Origin of the sequence: Aquibium carbonis, from assembly GCF_003970795.1 — a bacterium.
In the GTDB taxonomy this organism is placed as follows: domain Bacteria; phylum Pseudomonadota; class Alphaproteobacteria; order Rhizobiales; family Rhizobiaceae; genus Aquibium; species Aquibium carbonis.
In genome coordinates, this window is the sequence record NZ_RWKW01000048.1 from 25,159 (window position 1) to 41,182 (window position 16,024).

The following is a 16,024-nucleotide window of genomic DNA, read 5'->3' on the forward strand; positions in this document are numbered from 1 at the left end:
GAGGCCTAAGCTTCGTTCGTGAGCCGCCTCTGGGAGTGGCGTCGTCGACGAGGCATGATGAACCCACGCGAAGACATCGTACGCGCTGCGATATGGGCCGGCGAACTCGGCGAGGACGAGATCGAGCGAGCTGCGCGCGGCCTGACAGAGCGCAGTTTCGCCAAGGGCGCCTACGTCTGTCATCGCGGCGATCGCCTGGACTACTGGACCGGGGTCCTGGACGGGTTGGTGAAGGTCTCGGCGATCTCGCGCGGCGGCAAGCCGATGACCTTTGCCGGGGTAGCCAAGGGCAGCTGGTTTGGCGAGGGGTCCGTGCTCAAGGGCGAACCGCGCCAGTACGACGTCGTTGCCATTCGCGACACCCGCCTCGCTTTGCTCAACAGAGGCACGTTCGACTGGCTCTACGAGAACAGCAAGGGCTTCAACCGCTTTCTGGTTCGCCAGCTCAATGAGCGCGTCGGGCAGTTCATCGCGACCATAGAGCATGATCGCATCCTCAGCCCTCGCGCCCGCGTAGCGCGTCACCTCTCGTGGTTTTTCAATCCGGTTCTCTATCCGCAGGTTCGCACCGAGATATCGATTTCGCAGGAAGAACTGGGATTGCTCGCCGGCGTTTCCCGGGCTGTCGCCAACCGCTCGCTTCAGGATCTTGCGGACGAGAAGCTGATCATCGTCGAGCACGGGAAGATTCGTGTCATCGATCTGGAAACGTTGAAGCGCTACGAGTCGTGAGCGCACGGCAAGCCGAAGCGCGCTGATACGGGCAGACGACAGAAATTTCCTGGGTTCGCGCAGATCGATAGTGCGCACCATTAGCAAAGCAAAGGCACTCTCGTCTGTCAATCGCGAAGTTGCTTCGGCAGGGCCCGCATGGGAGCGTCGTTTTCGAGGAAGCCAGCGACGCACGACCACACGAGGGCACCGGGCAATGGTTGCGCAGCCAACTTGCGAACGAGGTCACGTCGCGTCATAAACATTGGACCAACCGCCGGAAAACAAGGTGGGGTCCCGGGAGGAACGGTGGAGATGCTTGCCAAGGCTGAAGCCGGCGACACGCTCGATACATTTCCGAAGTATCTTGTGCTGAACGCGAAGCGCTTTGCCAGTCGACCGGCCATGCGCCACAAGGATCTCGGCATCTGGCAAGGGTGGACCTGGAAGCAGCAGCTCGATGAGGTTCGCAGCTTCGCCGTCGGATTGTCGGCCGTTGGGCTCGAGCGGGGTGACAAGGTCGCCGTCGTGGGCTCCAACCGACCCCGGCTTTATTGGAGCTTCGCAGCGATTCAGTCCCTGGGCGGCATCCCCGTTCCAGTCTACGCGGATTCGGTCGCCGAGGAGATGGCCTACGTTCTTGACCACGCCGAAGTGCGCTTCGCCGTCGTGGAGGATCAGGAGCAAGTCGACAAGCTGTTATCCATATCGGAGAAAGTGCCGTCGCTGAAGGACATCGTCTACGACGAAGCACGGGGGCTGCGCGACTACGACCACACGCATCTGCACAGCTTCGAAGAGGTGCAGGCCAAGGGTCGGGCTGCGATAGAGGCGTCCGAGGAAACCGTCGCGCGCTGGCAGGCTGCGGTCGACTTGGGCCGGGGGACCGATCTGGGCGTCATGCTCTACACATCGGGCACGACCGGCCGCCCAAAAGGGGTGATGCTTTCGAACGACAACCTGGTCAAGTCGGCTCTCCACGGCAACGCGTTCGATCGGCTTGGCCCCGACGAGAACATCATCGCCTACCTGCCACTCGCATGGGTCGGCGACCATGTCTTTTCCTATACTCAGTCCTACACGGCCGGGTTCTGCGTTTCCTGTCCCGAAAGTCCCGAGACCGTGACCGAGGATCGCCGTGAGATCGCGCCCACCTACTTCTTTGCGCCGCCGCGCGTCTTCGAGGGGCTGCTCACCGCCATGATGGTGCGCATGGAAGACGCGGGGCGCCTGAAGAAGAGAATGTTCGATCACTATCTCGCACTCGCCCGAAGGGTCGGCGAGAAGATCCTCAACGGCGAGCGTGTACCGCTGCTGGACCGCATGCGCTATTTCCTCGGCGAGATTCTCGTTTATGGCCCTCTAAAGAATCGGATGGGCATGACGCGCCTCAGGGTGGCTTATACGGCCGGCGAGGCGATCGGACCGGAGTTGTTCCGCTTCTATCGGTCGATCGGGCTCAACCTGAAACAGCTCTACGGTCAGACGGAAGCCTGCGTTTACATCACCGCGCAGCCGGACGGAAACATCCGCGCCGACACGGTGGGCATTCCCTCGCCGGGTGTGGAGATCAAGATCGCCGAGAATGGAGAGGTTCTGTACCGGTCGGAAGGCACATTTATCGGCTACTACAAGAACGAGGAGGCCACCCGAGCCACCAAGACGCCGGACGGCTGGGTGCATACCGGCGATGCTGGCTTCATCGACGGCGAGGGGCATCTCAAGATCATCGATCGCGCCAAGGACGTGGGCAAGCTGCAGAACGGCGAGTTGTTCGCGCCGAAGTATGTCGAGAACACGCTAAAGTTCTTTCCTGACATCAAGGAAGTCGTGGCTTTCGGCGACGGGCGGGCCTTTTGCGCGGCGTTCATCAACATCGACCTCCAGTCAGTCGGAAGCTGGGCGGAGCGTCACAACGTGTCCTACGCTTCCTACCAGGATTTGGCCGGTCATCCCGACGTCTACGGCATCATCGCCTCGCATGTGGAAGCCGCAAACAGAAAGCTCTCCGAAGAGCCGATGATGGCGGCTTCGCAGATCAGGCGTTTCCTCGTTCTTCACAAGGAGCTTGATGCCGACGACGGAGAGTTGACCCGCACACAGAAGGTCCGTCGGTCTTTCATCGCAGAGCGCTACGGAGACCTCATCGAAGCACTCTACGACGGCTCGACCCAAAAGTACGTCGAAACGGAAATGACGTTCGAGGACGGACGCAAGGGCAGCGTGCGGGCAACGGTGCGCATCGTCGATGCGAAGGTGTTCGGTAGCGCGGCGGCACCGGTCAGGGAGGCCGCGGAATGAACCGGCATGTCGATCCGCGCCAGGCGCTCCCGCAGCCCGACGGCATAGCCACGGGCGAGGTGCTGCTCGATGTGCGAAACGTTTCGCTTCGTTTTGGTGGCGTGAAGGCGATTACCGACATCTCGTTTGACATTCGCAAGGGCGAAATCCGCGCGATTATCGGCCCGAACGGTGCCGGCAAGACATCGATGCTCAATGTGATCAACGGCTTCTACACACCACAGGAAGGCTCGATCGTGTTCCGGGGAAAGGAGCGTAAGAAGATCGCGCCTTACGAGGCGGCCGCTTCCGGTATCGCTCGTACCTTTCAAAACGTGGCCCTTTTCAAGGGCATGTCCACGCTGGACAACATCATGGCAGGTCGCACCCTCGCCATGCACCGGAACTTCTTCTGGCAGCTCATTTATTACGGACCCGCGCTGCGCGAGGAAATTGCGAACAGGCGCAAGGTCGAGGAGATCATCGACTTTCTCGAAATTCAGCATATCCGCAAGGTGCCGGTGGGGCGGCTGCCCTACGGACTGCAGAAGCGGGTTGAACTCGGCCGAGCATTGGCCGCGGAGCCAGCGCTGCTGCTTCTCGACGAACCGATGGCGGGCATGAACCTGGAGGAGAAGGAGGACATGAGCCGCTTCATCCTCGACGTGAATTCGCAGTTCGGCACCACGATCGCGCTGATCGAACACGACATGGGCGTGGTTATGGACATCTCCGACCGCGTGGTCGTGCTCGACTACGGTCGCAAGATCGGCGACGGCACGCCCGAGGAAGTCAAGTCCAGCCAGGAAGTCATCGACGCCTATCTCGGCGTTTCGCACTAGGAGGGGGCCGTGCTGCACCAGATCTTCGTCGATCCCTTCCTTCAGATGGCGGACATGCCGGATTTCCTGTTGCAGGTGATCTGGGAAGGCTTTGTGGCCGGCGTGCTCTACGCGCTGATCGCGCTCGGCTTCGTGCTCATCTTCAAGGCGTCGGGCGTCTTCAACTTCGCGCAGGGCATCATGGTCGTTTTCGCGGGTCTGACGCTTGTCGGTCTGCACGAGGCAGGCGTGCCGGCCTATCTGGCGCTGGCGCTGGCGATCAGTGTCATGGCACTGCTTGCAATCGCCGTCGAGCGGTTCGTCATGCGCCCGCTTGTCAACCAGCCGGACATCATCCTTTTGATGTCGACCATCGGCATGACGTATTTCCTGATCGGGCTTGGTGAGTTCGTCTTTGGCGGCGAACCAAAGAAGATGATCACCAGGGAACTCGGACTGCCGACGGGGTCGACGGAGATCGAGATCGGCGAGCAGGGACTCGTCATCCTGCAGCACATCGATATCGCGGCCGCGGTCATCGCCATCATCATGGTGTCGGCGTTGGCGCTGTTTTTCAACAAGACGCGCATCGGTCGGGCGCTCAGGGCGGTTGCGGACGATCACCAGGCGGCGCAGTCGGTCGGTATCTCGCTGAACCAGATCTGGGCGATCGTGTGGTTTGCCGCGGGTATCGTGGCGCTCGCCACCGGCATCATGTGGGGCGCTCGTTCCGACGTCTCGTTCGCGCTGGAGATCGTGGCATTGAAGGCGCTGCCGGTACTGATCCTCGGTGGCTTTACCTCTATTCCGGGCGCCATCGTCGGCGGCCTCATCATCGGCATCGGCGAGAAGATCGGAGAGATCTACTGGGGGCCGTTGGTCGGCGGCGGAATCGAGAGCTGGCTTGCCTACATGATCGCGCTGATCTTCCTGCTGTTCAGGCCGCAGGGACTGTTCGGTGAACGCATCATCGAGCGGGTTTGAGGGGAGGGCGGTATGTTCTATCGCGAAGCTGGGCAGTTCAAGACGTCCTATGAGGCCGATCAGCAGGTCTTTCCGATCCTGCAGGACAGGATCGGAGTCGCCATCATCCTCGGCGTAGCGATTTTCATTGTGCCGTTCGTCGCCAACGATTTTTTCCTGTCGGCGATTGCGATCCCTTTTCTCATTCTCGCGCTCGCTACCATCGGGCTCAACGTGCTCACCGGTTACGCTGGGCAGTTGTCGCTCGGCACCGGCGGGTTCATGGGGGTCGGCGCCTATGCCTGCTACAAGCTGACGACGCTCTTCCCCGACGTCTCCATCGTCGTGCACATCCTCTTGTCGGGCTTCGCTGCGGCGGCGGTCGGCATGGTGTTCGGCCTGCCGTCGCTCCGCATCAAGGGCCTTTATCTGGCGGTGACGACGCTGGCGGCGCAGTTCTTCCTCGAATGGTGCTTCATTCGCATCCCCTGGCTCTACAACTACAACGCCTCTGGTGCGATCGAGGTGCCGGGCCGCCAGATCCTTGGCACCATGGTCACCGGCGCATCGGCCGGCAGCGTGCCGCGCTACTTCACGGTGTTAGCCATCGTCATCCTGCTCACCGTCCTTGTGAAGAACCTCCTGCGTGGCCGGATCGGTCGGCAGTGGATGATGATCCGCGACATGGACATCGCCGCCGAGTTGATGGGGGTGCGCCCGCTTTATGCCAAGCTTTCGGCCTTCGCGGTGTCGTCATACCTTTGCGGCGTGGCTGGTGCGATGTTCGTGTTCTTCTATCTCGGCGCGGCCGAACCGTCGGCCTTTTCCATTACCTTGTCCTTCCAGATCCTTTTCATGGCGATCTTGGGTGGTCTCGGATCACTGGTCGGATGCTTCTTCGGCGCGGCCTTCATTTGGGCGCTGCCGATCATCCTGCGCGCCGGGCCGCCGATGATCGGCATACCGATCGCGGCCGAGACGGCGTTCCACATTACGTCGATGATCATCGGGGCGCTGATCGTGACTTTCCTGATCCTCGAGCCGCACGGCCTCGCCCGCTTGTGGCAGATCGGCAAGGAGAAGCTCAGGGTGTGGCCATTTCCCTACGCGTGAGGGCCATGTGGAATGTTGCCTGCGCAAGCAGGGAGGGAATCTGCGATCCGGGCTTCGAGCCTTGACCGGATCCTGGTGGAGAAAAAGGCTCACACACGGCCTCGCGGCCAGTGCAACGGGAGGAACGACATGAAGATGAAATCGCTGATTGCCGGCGGCATTCTCGCCGCGATGGCGTCGACGGCGGCCCTGCCCGCCTTTGCGCAGGACAGCGTTTACGTACCGCTGTTCAGCTACCGTACGGGACCATTCGCTGGATCGGGCATCCCGATCGCCAACGGCATGAGCGACTATCTCACCATGCTCAACGAGCGCGACGGTGGTATCAATGGTGTACGGATCAACATCGAGGAATGCGAAACCGGCTATGATACGCAGAAGGGCGTGGAGTGCTACGAGCAGGTCAAGGCCAAGAACCCGCTTGTCATCTCGCCTTACTCGACCGGCATCACCCTGCAGGTGATACCCAAGGCGGGCGTCGACAAGATCCCGGTTCTCTCGATGGCTTATGGCCTGTCGGCCGCGGCCGTCGGTGATGTCTTCCCTTGGGTTTTCAATCCGCCCGCGACCTATTGGGACGGTGCATCGGCGATCGTCGCCGACATCGCAAGGCGCGAGGGCGGGCTGGAGAGCCTGAAGGGTAAGAAGATCGGCTACATCTATCTCGACGCCGGATACGGCAAGGAGCCGATCCCGCTTCTGGAGGATTTCGCCAAGGCCTACGGCTTCGACCTGACGCTCTATCCGGTTCCCGGCAAGGAGATGCAGAACCAGTCGTCTCAGTGGCTCAACGTACGCCGTGATCGTCCCGACTACATGATCATGTGGGGCTGGGGCGCCATGAACCCGACGGCGGTCAAGGAAGCGATCAAGATCCGCTTTCCGATGGACAAGTTCTACGGCGTTTGGTGGTCTGGCGGCAATGATGACGCGGGCGCCGGCGGCGAGGACGCCAAGGGCTACCGCACGATGAACTTCCACGGCGTCGGCAGCGACTATCCGGTGATCGCCGACATCAAGAAGTATGTCGTCGATGCCGGTAAGAGCCAGGTCGATCCGGCAAAATTCGCCGACAACCTCTACAACCGCGGCGTCTACAACTCGATGCTGATCGCGGAGGGCATTCGCCGGGCGCAGGAACTGACCGGCAAAAAGGTCATTGACGCGACCGATATGCGGGCAGGTCTCGAGAACCTCAACATCGATGAGGCCCGTCTCAAGGACATGGGCATGGAAGGCTTTGCCGGCACGCTGAAGCTCTCCTGCTCGGACCATTCCGGCCACCATCAAGTCTACGTCGTCGAATGGGACGGCAAGGACTGGCAGAAGTCGGGCGAGTGGTTCTCGCCGATGACGGATGTCGTGCGGCCCATGCTCGAGACGGCTGCGGAGGAGTACAAGGCCGCCAATTCGCCGTGGCCTGAGCGAACAGAGCCATGCCTATCGAACTGAGGGCACCATACGCGATGTCCGGTCCGCCATTTGGCGGGCCGGACATTACCACCACCGGGGAACGAGCAGCATGACAGCCACCGGCAAGAACGGTGTTGGAGAAACTTCCGCGCCGGATACTGCGACCGATGCCATCCTCTCGGTCAACAACATCGAGGTGATCTACAACCATGTGATTCTGGTGCTCAAGGGCGTATCGCTGACCGTGCCTCGCGGTGGCATCGTCGCCCTGCTCGGCGCGAACGGGGCTGGAAAGACAACAACCCTCAAGGCGATCTCGAACCTTCTTCATGCCGAGCGAGGCCTGGTCACCAAGGGCAACATCCAGTTTGAGGGCGAACGCGTCGAAGCGTTGTCACCCAACGATCTTGTGCGTCGAGGTTGCATCCAAGTCATGGAAGGCCGCCACTGCTTCGGCCACCTGACAGTGGAAGAGAATCTGCTCACCGGGGCTTTCACCCGCCGCGACGGCGCGGCCGGCATCAAGCGCGACCTCGAGATGGTCTACGGCTATTTCCCCCGCCTGCGGGAACGGCGATCCTCGCAAGCCGGATACACGTCCGGCGGCGAACAGCAGATGACGGCGATCGGGCGAGCGTTGATGTCGCGGCCAAAGATGATCCTGCTCGACGAACCTTCGATGGGGCTCGCGCCACAACTCGTCGAGGAAATCTTCGAGATCGTGCGCAAACTGAACGAGGAGCAGGGAGTTTCCTTCCTGCTTGCCGAACAGAACACCAACATCGCGCTGCGCTATGCCAAGTATGGCTACATCCTTGAGTCCGGTCGCATCGTGCTGGACGGCGACGCGAAGGCGCTGCGTGAGAACGAGGACGTCAAGGAGTTCTATTTGGGTGTCGGTGGTGAGGGCCGACGCTCGTTCAAGAACGTAAAGCACTACAAGCGACGGAAGCGTTGGCTGGCATGAGGTCGCGGTCGATTGGGGGGCTGCGCGTTCCGCGATCGGTCCGAACGGACTGGTCGTGCGTCGCGGCGGTGCATGGTTTTGCCACGAAATCTGGCTCCAAGGCGATGATGGCGTTATCCGTACCCGGTCATGCCGGCGGCTCGCACCCGTCATCGCCTGGGCGGTGATCACCGACACGCCGTCGAAGAGTTCGTAGCAATTGTCCAGGCGTTGCCGCCAGACGAAGAACTCCTCAGTCATCTTCCACTGCCACGCCTGCGACATTTCGGGCACGCTATTCGCTTCTTCCATCACACCAGATCGCCTGGCCGCACCGAAGGTCTCCATAGGTCTGCGGCCTTGCGCGCCATTGCCCTTGTCGTGGCTTTTCGGTATGTCCGCAAAAGGTTCTTGCAACGGGGATTTTCAATGGCTGACAACACGCCGACCGGTCCGGTGGAAATGGGTGCCGAGATGGATTACTCGGAACACGAGAAGACGTATTCGCTGTTTCTCGCCATGGCCAAATACGGCACCATCGTTTGCGTCGCACTGCTCGTCGCGATGGCATTCGGCTTTTTTGCTGGTGGTGGTTTCATTTCGTCGACCATCCTTTTCGTGCTCCTCGTCGCCGTCGCCTCCTACCTGATGCGTTGAACCGGAAGGTCCTCCCGTCAGGGAGGTGAGGCGCGATTCAACCCGATAGGAGCAGGTGGTGGGGCAGACAGTTTTCATACCGAACGAGGTCAGTGTTGGAGAGCCCCGTGTCGCGGCCTCACCAGATACTGTCAAACGCATCAAGGCTCTCGGCCTCGACGTGATTGTGGAAGCCGGCGCCGGTCGGGCCTCGCGGATCGCCGATGCGGACTATGTCAAGATGGGTGCCACGCTCGGCACGGCCGCGGATGTCGGTCGCGCCGACATCGTTCTTCGGGTGCGGCGCCCCTCCGAATCCGAACTGACGGCCTACAAATCAGGCGCGGCGGTCATCGCCACCATGGACCCCTATGGCAACGAGGCCTCGGTCGCCGCGATGGCGCGCGCCGGCGTCGCTGCCTTCGCGATGGAGTTCATGCCGCGCATCACGCGCGCCCAGGTCATGGACATCCTGTCCAGTCAGGCAAACCTTGCGGGCTATCAGGCCGTCATCGATGCGGCTGCCGCCTATGACCGGGCGCTGCCGATGATGATGACGGCGGCAGGCACTGTCCCCGCAGCCAAGGTGTTCGTCATGGGTGCGGGCGTTGCCGGTCTCCAGGCCATTGCCACGGCGCGCCGCATGGGCGCTGTCGTTACCGCGACCGACGTGCGAGCCGCGGCCGGAGAACAGGTCGCATCGCTCGGTGCGAAGTTCATCATGACCGACGCGTTGAAGGACGCTTCAGGCAGTGGTGGCTATGCGCGCGAACTCACAGAGGACGAGAAGAAGGCGCAGTCAGCCTTGGTGGCCGAACACATCGCCAAGCAGGATCTCGTCATCACCACCGCGCTTATCCCAGGGCGCCCGGCTCCGATGCTCGTGTCAGCCGAGATGGTCGCATCAATGCGGCCAGGTTCGGTAATCGTCGATCTCGCAGTGGAACGTGGCGGAAACGTCGAGGGAGCGGTCGCGGGCGAGGTTGTCACCACGGCCAATGACGTTAAGATCCTTGGGCATCTCAACGTTCCCGGACGGATTGCGGCTTCCGCGTCGCTGCTTTACGCACGCAACCTGCAGGCTTTCCTGGAGACACTCGTCGACAAGTCGACCGGGACGCTCACGATCAATCCCGAGGATGAGCTCGTCAAGGCGACGATGCTTACCTACGGCGGCGCCATCGTGCATCCCAGTTTCGCCGCTGTGATCGCGGCACCGGCCAAATCCGATGGGGTCGTGGCGGCGGCGCCTCATTCAGACATAATGGCAGCCCCCGCCAGCGTTGCGCCGAACAAGAAGGCACAGGCAAAGGCGCCTGCCAAGCGCGCCGAGGCCAAAGGCAAGCCCGAGGGAGGGGTTTGATGGAAAAGACGGCTCTCGAACACGCGCTCGATCAGCTCGACCAGGCCTCTGCTGCGGCCAGGCTGGCTCTCGATCAGGTGCAGGATGCAGCCGACGCTGCCGGAGCGGCCGCGCATGCAGCCTCCGGTGGGGCAATCGATCCCTTTGTGTTTCGTTTCGCGATCTTCGTCTTGGCGATTTTCGTCGGCTACTACGTGGTCTGGTCGGTGACTCCCGCACTGCATACCCCTCTGATGGCGGTCACAAATGCGATTTCCTCGGTCATCGTGGTTGGTGCGCTGCTCGCGGTTGGCATCTCTGCGGCGTCCGGACTAGCGACGGGCTTCGGCTTCGTGGCGCTCGTACTGGCGTCGGTCAACATCTTTGGCGGCTTCCTCGTCACCCAGCGTATGCTGGCCATGTACAAGAAGAAGGAAAAGTGACGTGAGTGCCGACTTCGCTTCCTTCCTCTACCTCGTCTCCGGTGTCCTGTTCATCATGGCTCTGCGCGGGCTGTCGCATCCGCCGACAAGCCGTCAGGGCAATATGTACGGCATGGTCGGCATGGGCATCGCCATCGTCACCACGCTTGCGCTCGCCAGACCGTCAATGGGCGGCTTCGCGCTGATCGTGCTCGGTCTCGCACTCGGTGGCAGTGTCGGCGCGATTACGGCGCGGCGCATCCCCATGACGTCGATGCCGCAACTCGTCGCCGCTTTCCATTCGCTCGTCGGCCTTGCCGCCGTGATGGTCGCGGCCGCAGCGATGTACGCGCCTGAGAGCTTCGGTATCGGTACGATCGGCAATATTCACGGCCAAGCCTTGGTCGAGATGAGCCTCGGCGTTGCCATTGGCGCGATTACCTTCACGGGTTCGGTCATCGCATTCCTGAAGCTCGATGGCCGAATGTCGGGCAAGCCGATCATGCTCGGCGGCCGCCATTTCATCAATGCCGGGCTTGGCATCGCGCTAGTCGTTCTGATTGTCATGCTGGTGCTCACCGAAAGCTATGCGGTGTTCTGGTTGATCGTCGTGGCCTCACTCGTCCTCGGCGTGCTGCTCATTATCCCGATCGGCGGCGCCGACATGCCGGTGGTGGTGTCCATGCTCAATTCATACTCCGGATGGGCGGCGGCAGCGCTTGGCTTTACGCTTGGAAATCTCGCGCTGATCATTACCGGGGCTCTCGTCGGCTCGTCGGGCGCGATTCTGTCCTACATCATGTGCAAGGGCATGAACCGCTCGTTCATTTCGGTCATCCTCGGGGGCTTCGGTGGCGAGACCGCAGCGGCAAGCGGCGACGATGGCATTCAGCGTACGGTCAAGACGGGTGCTGCCGACGATGCCGCCTACCTGATGATGAACGCGCAGAAAGTGATCATCGTGCCGGGCTACGGAATGGCTGTCGCTCAGGCACAACACGCCCTTCGCGAGCTGGCCGACAAGCTGAAGGCCAACGGCGTCGAGGTGAAGTACGCGATCCATCCGGTCGCAGGCCGTATGCCGGGACACATGAACGTCCTGCTCGCCGAGGCCAACGTGCCCTACGACGAGGTGTTCGAGCTTGAGGATATCAATTCGGAGTTCGCGCAGGCGGATGTCGCCTACGTGATCGGCGCCAATGACGTGACGAACCCCTCCGCGCGGGATGACAAGGCATCGCCGATCTATGGCATGCCGATCCTCGACGTCGACAAGGCGCGCACCTGCCTGTTCGTAAAACGTTCGCTCGGGTCCGGCTATGCCGGCATCGACAACACGCTGTTCTACAAGGACGGGACTATGATGCTGCTCGGCGACGCCAAGAAAATGACCGAGGAGATCGTCAAGGCGATGGACCATTAAGCGGGTTCGTTGATCGGCTCTCCAATGAACCTACCGAACTGACAGTGCCGTCCCGGTCGCCCGGAGCGGCACTTTTTTCATACGGTTGCGGACATGCTCCTATCTCTGCCCGGACAACTATTGTTGCCCGAGCGTAGTTCGGAGCGGTTGACGCCCAAGGCGAGGATCAGGACGGTAAGGGTCGGCGTGCTCAGGGGCCGAAGCTGAAAGCTCTGCTCGGAGCCACCAATGAGCACATTCGCACCGACTCCAAAGCCCGCCATGGCCGGAGCGCCGATGCTGCATGGTTCCGAAACCGCATGGTTGCGATGTCGGTGACGGCAGGTCAGCCGCTTTTTGTTCGTTCCAGGCCGGACATGGCAGGCGCGTAATTGGGATCGAGCCTCAGAGATTGCTGGTACGAGCGGCGTGCTCGTGCTTTGTCGCCCCGCCTTTCATAGACAAGCGCCTGGTTCGCCCAACCCTCGGCGTTGGCTTCGTCAAGCTTTATTGCCGTATTGAAGTCGTCGAAGGCATTGTCCTCGTCGCCCAGTGCAAGGTAGGAAACACCACGACCATTGTAGGGTTCAGCGGCATTGGGTGCCATCGAAATCGCGGTTGAAAAATCCTCCAGCGCGAAGCTGTGCTGGCCTTGTGCCTGATAGAGAAGGCCACGATTGTGGTAGGCGCGCGGGTCTGTGGTGTCGAGCTTGATTGCCTGCTCGAAGTCCGCGAAGGCCTCCTGCGGCCGGCCAGCCAGGCGGTAAAGATTGCCGCGCCCGATATAGGCAGCATCATAGCCTGAGTTAAGCTGAAGCGCCCTATTGTAGTCCTGAAGCGATTTCGCATTATCGCCTGAGAACCGCCAGATCAGCGCCCGGTTCGCATAAGCCTGATAGAAATTCGGGTCGAGCCGGATCGCCGTGTCGAAATCCTGGATGGCTTCCGGGTAGCGCCCGGCTTTGCCGAAAGCCGAACCGCGAACGTTGTAGGCCTGGGGGTCCGAGGGAGAACGAGCGATCACGGCCGTCAGCGATGCAATGTTCTCGGCCGAGCCCTGCGCGGTATCAATCGATGCGATCTGCGCGGCTGGCCCGGTCGAGGTCTGACATCCAGCAAGCATCAGTCCTGCACCCATCAAAGCGACCGCGACAGGCCACCGTCGCGGAGCGGTATGGTAGCTCTTCATTCCATTCATCTCGATCTTGCTTCCCGCTCCGCTCGCCACGCGATTTCCCAGTCTATCCGAAACTCGGCCGCGTCGATGCGAACCGCATTCTAAAATGAAAAGGTGGCTACGATTCGCATCGCGCCACCTTCGGTATAGCCTGAAAAAGTCTAAAGCTTGGCAGATTCAGCGCGCCGCAGCGGTAACTGGCCGCGGTCCTGCCATAAGGCCTTCCCGTTGGGCGCGCTTGCGAGCGAGTTTGCGGGCGCGGCGCACGGCTTCCGCTTTCTCACGGGCCCGCTTTTCAGACGGCTTCTCATAGTGGCCACGCATCTTCATCTCGCGGAAGATGCCTTCGCGCTGCATTTTTTTCTTTAGTGCGCGAAGCGCTTGGTCTACGTTGTTGTCGCGGACGAGTACCTGCACGAGCGTTCCTGTCGATCCAGTTCAGTTTGATAGTCGAAAATGCCGGCTCACCCAACAAAGGGCAACATGGCGCGGCAACGAATGCCGCGATTTGGCGCGAGTTACCAGAATCGGCCGGTCTTGTAAATCGACAAATTGGACCCAAGGAAGGTCGAGTTTACTCAGCTGCGTGAGGGAGCTCGCCGTTGGTTTCGGCTGCGTCAGGATCACTTGCTGTCGTTTCGCAATCGAGATCGGGGAAGGCTGCAATACGCTTGCCGTGGAAATCAGTCCTGATTACTAAAAGCCCTCGTTCCTCGAAGAATGTCAGGAGTTTGCGCGCCCGGCGGGAGGAGTGCGTACCGTAGGCGCGGGCCAGCGCCGCGTCCGGTGGGCAGGGAGCGCGCTCGATCGCAGCGCGTGCGACGAGCAGAAACACACCTTGCAAATCGTCCGGCAACGATTTTGACAGATCAAGCGCTGTCCGCCAGGCGGTGCCGTCTTCCGGCTCACCATCAAGGCCGGCACGCGCGACAGCGAGGCCGCGACGGAAAGCGCGCAGCAGAAGCGGTTCGCCCGGTACGCGCCGGATCCGACATCGTACCAAAAAATCCTGATAGAGCACAGCGTCAGAACGATAGGCGGCATCCGGATCTTCGAGGATTTCCTGCATGACCGCCGAGAGCAGTCGATCGCGCTCTGCGGCATCCACTTCGGGCAACGCGCCTTCGGTTTTCGTTGGCTGCGATTGGGGCGAGGGACGTGCGGCGGTGAGCTGCGCCAGAATGTCGGCTGTGGGCGTGGGGGCCGGTGGGATATGGCGTCGAGGCGCCTGGCGTAATTCCTCCGGTCCGGGCATGAATATCAGGTCTGCTGCTGCCTCGGGCGCTGTATCTGGCAACGGCATCAGCTTGGGGCTGGTTGAGCGTGCGGCGGTTTCCACCGCACCAATCTGGATCGGTAGCGGGCGGCGCGATACAGCGGGCCCAAGCGCCACGAAACGCCCGCGTTCTAAATCGCGGAACATCTCGGCCTGGCGCTTCTCCATGCCGAGAAGATCGGCGGCACGGGCCATGTCGATGTCGAGGAAAGTGCGTCCCATAAGGAAGTTCGAGGCCTCGGCCGCAACATTCTTTGCGAGCTTCGCGAGCCGCTGGGTGGCAATCACGCCGGCCAGACCGCGCTTTCGTCCTCGACACATCAGGTTGGTCATGGCGCCGAGCGACAGCTTGCGCGCATCGTCGGAGACTTCGCCAGCGGCTGCTGGTGCAAAGAGCTGGGCTTCGTCAACCACCACAAGAACCGGATACCAGTGGTCCCGTTCGGCGTCGAACATGCCGCCGAGGAAGGCCGCGGCCGCTCGCATCTGCTGCTCCGCGTCGAGGCCTTCGAGGTTCACCACAACCGAGACGCGGTGCTGGCGCACACGCGCAGCGATGCGGGTGAGTTCGGCTTCGGTACGGGTGGCGTCGACCACGAGATGGCCAAAGCGATCCGCCATCGTTACGAAGTCGCCCTCGGGGTCTATGATGCATTGCTGTACCCAAGGCGCGCTTTGCTCGAGCAGGCGCCTCAGAAGATGAGACTTTCCCGAACCCGAATTGCCTTGCACGAGCAAGCGGGTCGCAAGCAGTTCCTCGAGATCCATGGTGGCCGGCTTGCCGGTCCCGTCAAGACCCATGTCGATACCGATCTTCATTCCGTTTCCCTGAACGAGCGCGGTCATCGCAACGTACCGTTCGCATGATTCCGCCTGTGCGGACTGGACCGATCACGATGGTGGATAGCATCCTGCGCCGTAGGCCGCGCCCCGCGAAGGGCGTGATTCACAGGCAATTACGAAGCAGTCGCAATCAGCGTTTCGCGGCCTCCGAAGTCGGCATCAACTCGAATTGTGGGTAGAAGTCGGCGTAGTCACAGGTGATTTCCTCACCCGCTGCAATGTCTCGGATCGAGGTTGCGCCGCCAGCGTCCGAGAAATCGGTGTTCGGGTTTTCGGAGTGGTTCATGAACCTACCATTGTCGACCTCGTATACGATGAAGCCCGGCTTGTCCGGGCTCGGATAAGCGTAGCGGTCAAGGAAGTCCTTGAGCCGAGGCTCGGCGGTCTCGTATTTTTCCATCGGGATCAGCCGGTCGAAATCCGGCTCCAGCCGCCAGATGAGCGTTCCCTCGGGGATCGGATCGGCGGCAAAGACGCCGACGCCCTCAATCGCGCTTGCCGCAACGAAGGTGTTCACCAACAACATCGATCTGTCTCCATGGGCTCGATAAGGGTTCAGCCATTCTGCAATGTCGTGGCGTTTTCAAGATGGATTCGATCGTCGTCCCCGATGGCGCGATGCTGATGTCGCAAACCGCCACCGTTCGTCGCAAACAGCGCAAGGCTGGCATCGCGATTT

At 61.3% G+C, this 16,024-nt stretch carries 16 protein-coding genes; 11 read left to right on the forward strand and 5 right to left on the reverse strand.

Annotated features, from left to right (window positions below; all coding sequences use genetic code 11):
- Nucleotides 1–57: 57 nt before the first annotated feature.
- The 11 genes from EJC49_RS13720 to EJC49_RS13770 all read left to right on the forward strand — a co-directional run bounded on the left by EJC49_RS13720 (nucleotide 58) and on the right by EJC49_RS13770 (nucleotide 12,070).
- A complete protein-coding gene (locus tag EJC49_RS13720; RefSeq protein WP_126700505.1) occupies nucleotides 58–732 on the forward strand; it encodes a Crp/Fnr family transcriptional regulator in 675 nt (224 codons plus the stop codon).
- A gap of 294 nt (nucleotides 733–1,026) precedes the next feature.
- Nucleotides 1,027–3,012 carry an AMP-binding protein gene (locus EJC49_RS13725; protein ID WP_126700557.1) on the forward strand — a complete coding sequence of 662 codons (1,986 nt, stop codon included), beginning with the start codon at nucleotides 1,027–1,029 and terminating at the stop codon, nucleotides 3,010–3,012.
- Entirely contained in the window at nucleotides 3,009–3,833 is an 825-nt protein-coding gene (locus tag EJC49_RS13730; RefSeq protein ID WP_126700506.1) for an ABC transporter ATP-binding protein, read from the forward strand. Before EJC49_RS13725 ends, EJC49_RS13730 begins: the two co-directional genes overlap by 4 nt.
- A 9-nt stretch (nucleotides 3,834–3,842) precedes the next feature.
- Entirely contained in the window at nucleotides 3,843–4,796 is a 954-nt protein-coding gene (locus EJC49_RS13735; RefSeq protein WP_126700507.1) for a branched-chain amino acid ABC transporter permease, read from the forward strand.
- A gap of 12 nt (nucleotides 4,797–4,808) precedes the next feature.
- Nucleotides 4,809–5,888 (forward strand): branched-chain amino acid ABC transporter permease, encoded by a 1,080-nt coding sequence (locus EJC49_RS13740; RefSeq protein WP_126700508.1) that lies wholly within the window; start codon nucleotides 4,809–4,811, stop codon nucleotides 5,886–5,888.
- 129 nt (nucleotides 5,889–6,017) lie between these two features.
- Nucleotides 6,018–7,340 (forward strand): ABC transporter substrate-binding protein, encoded by a 1,323-nt coding sequence (locus tag EJC49_RS13745; protein ID WP_126700509.1) that lies wholly within the window; start codon nucleotides 6,018–6,020, stop codon nucleotides 7,338–7,340.
- Between the two features lie 70 nt (nucleotides 7,341–7,410).
- A complete protein-coding gene (locus tag EJC49_RS13750) occupies nucleotides 7,411–8,268 on the forward strand; it encodes an ABC transporter ATP-binding protein (protein WP_126700510.1) in 858 nt (285 codons plus the stop codon).
- Nucleotides 8,269–8,676: 408 nt separating this feature from the next.
- Nucleotides 8,677–8,904 (forward strand): aa3-type cytochrome c oxidase subunit IV, encoded by a 228-nt coding sequence (locus tag EJC49_RS13755; RefSeq protein ID WP_126700511.1) that lies wholly within the window; start codon nucleotides 8,677–8,679, stop codon nucleotides 8,902–8,904.
- A 58-nt stretch (nucleotides 8,905–8,962) separates the two neighbouring features.
- On the forward strand, nucleotides 8,963–10,246 hold the full coding sequence (locus EJC49_RS13760) for a Re/Si-specific NAD(P)(+) transhydrogenase subunit alpha (protein WP_126700512.1): 1,284 nt from the start codon (nucleotides 8,963–8,965) through the stop codon (nucleotides 10,244–10,246).
- Nucleotides 10,246–10,668, forward strand: a complete 423-nt coding sequence (locus EJC49_RS13765) for an NAD(P) transhydrogenase subunit alpha part 2 (RefSeq protein ID WP_126700513.1) — start codon at nucleotides 10,246–10,248, stop codon at nucleotides 10,666–10,668. The genes EJC49_RS13760 and EJC49_RS13765 overlap by 1 nt, the downstream gene beginning before the upstream one ends.
- 1 nt (nucleotide 10,669) lies before the next feature.
- Complete coding sequence (locus EJC49_RS13770) at nucleotides 10,670–12,070, forward strand: NAD(P)(+) transhydrogenase (Re/Si-specific) subunit beta (protein WP_126700514.1); 1,401 nt, start codon at nucleotides 10,670–10,672, stop codon at nucleotides 12,068–12,070.
- A gap of 77 nt (nucleotides 12,071–12,147) precedes the next feature.
- Here the strand turns inward: EJC49_RS13770 and EJC49_RS13775 are convergent, their stop codons facing one another.
- From EJC49_RS13775 to EJC49_RS13795, 5 genes are all read right to left on the reverse strand, one after another.
- Nucleotides 12,148–12,333 carry a DUF992 domain-containing protein gene (locus EJC49_RS13775; protein ID WP_126700515.1) on the reverse strand — a complete coding sequence of 62 codons (186 nt, stop codon included), beginning with the start codon at nucleotides 12,331–12,333 and terminating at the stop codon, nucleotides 12,148–12,150.
- 62 nt (nucleotides 12,334–12,395) lie between these two features.
- Nucleotides 12,396–13,238, reverse strand: coding sequence for a tetratricopeptide repeat protein (locus EJC49_RS13780; protein ID WP_170314710.1), 843 nt, complete (start codon nucleotides 13,236–13,238; stop codon nucleotides 12,396–12,398).
- Nucleotides 13,239–13,403: 165 nt separating this feature from the next.
- A complete protein-coding gene (gene rpsU, locus EJC49_RS13785) occupies nucleotides 13,404–13,643 on the reverse strand; it encodes a 30S ribosomal protein S21 (protein WP_126700517.1) in 240 nt (79 codons plus the stop codon).
- A gap of 157 nt (nucleotides 13,644–13,800) precedes the next feature.
- Nucleotides 13,801–15,321 (reverse strand): helicase HerA domain-containing protein, encoded by a 1,521-nt coding sequence (locus EJC49_RS13790; RefSeq protein ID WP_126700518.1) that lies wholly within the window; start codon nucleotides 15,319–15,321, stop codon nucleotides 13,801–13,803.
- 154 nt (nucleotides 15,322–15,475) lie between these two features.
- Entirely contained in the window at nucleotides 15,476–15,871 is a 396-nt protein-coding gene (locus EJC49_RS13795; protein WP_126700519.1) for an SET domain-containing protein, read from the reverse strand.
- Nucleotides 15,872–16,024: the final 153 nt, after the last annotated feature.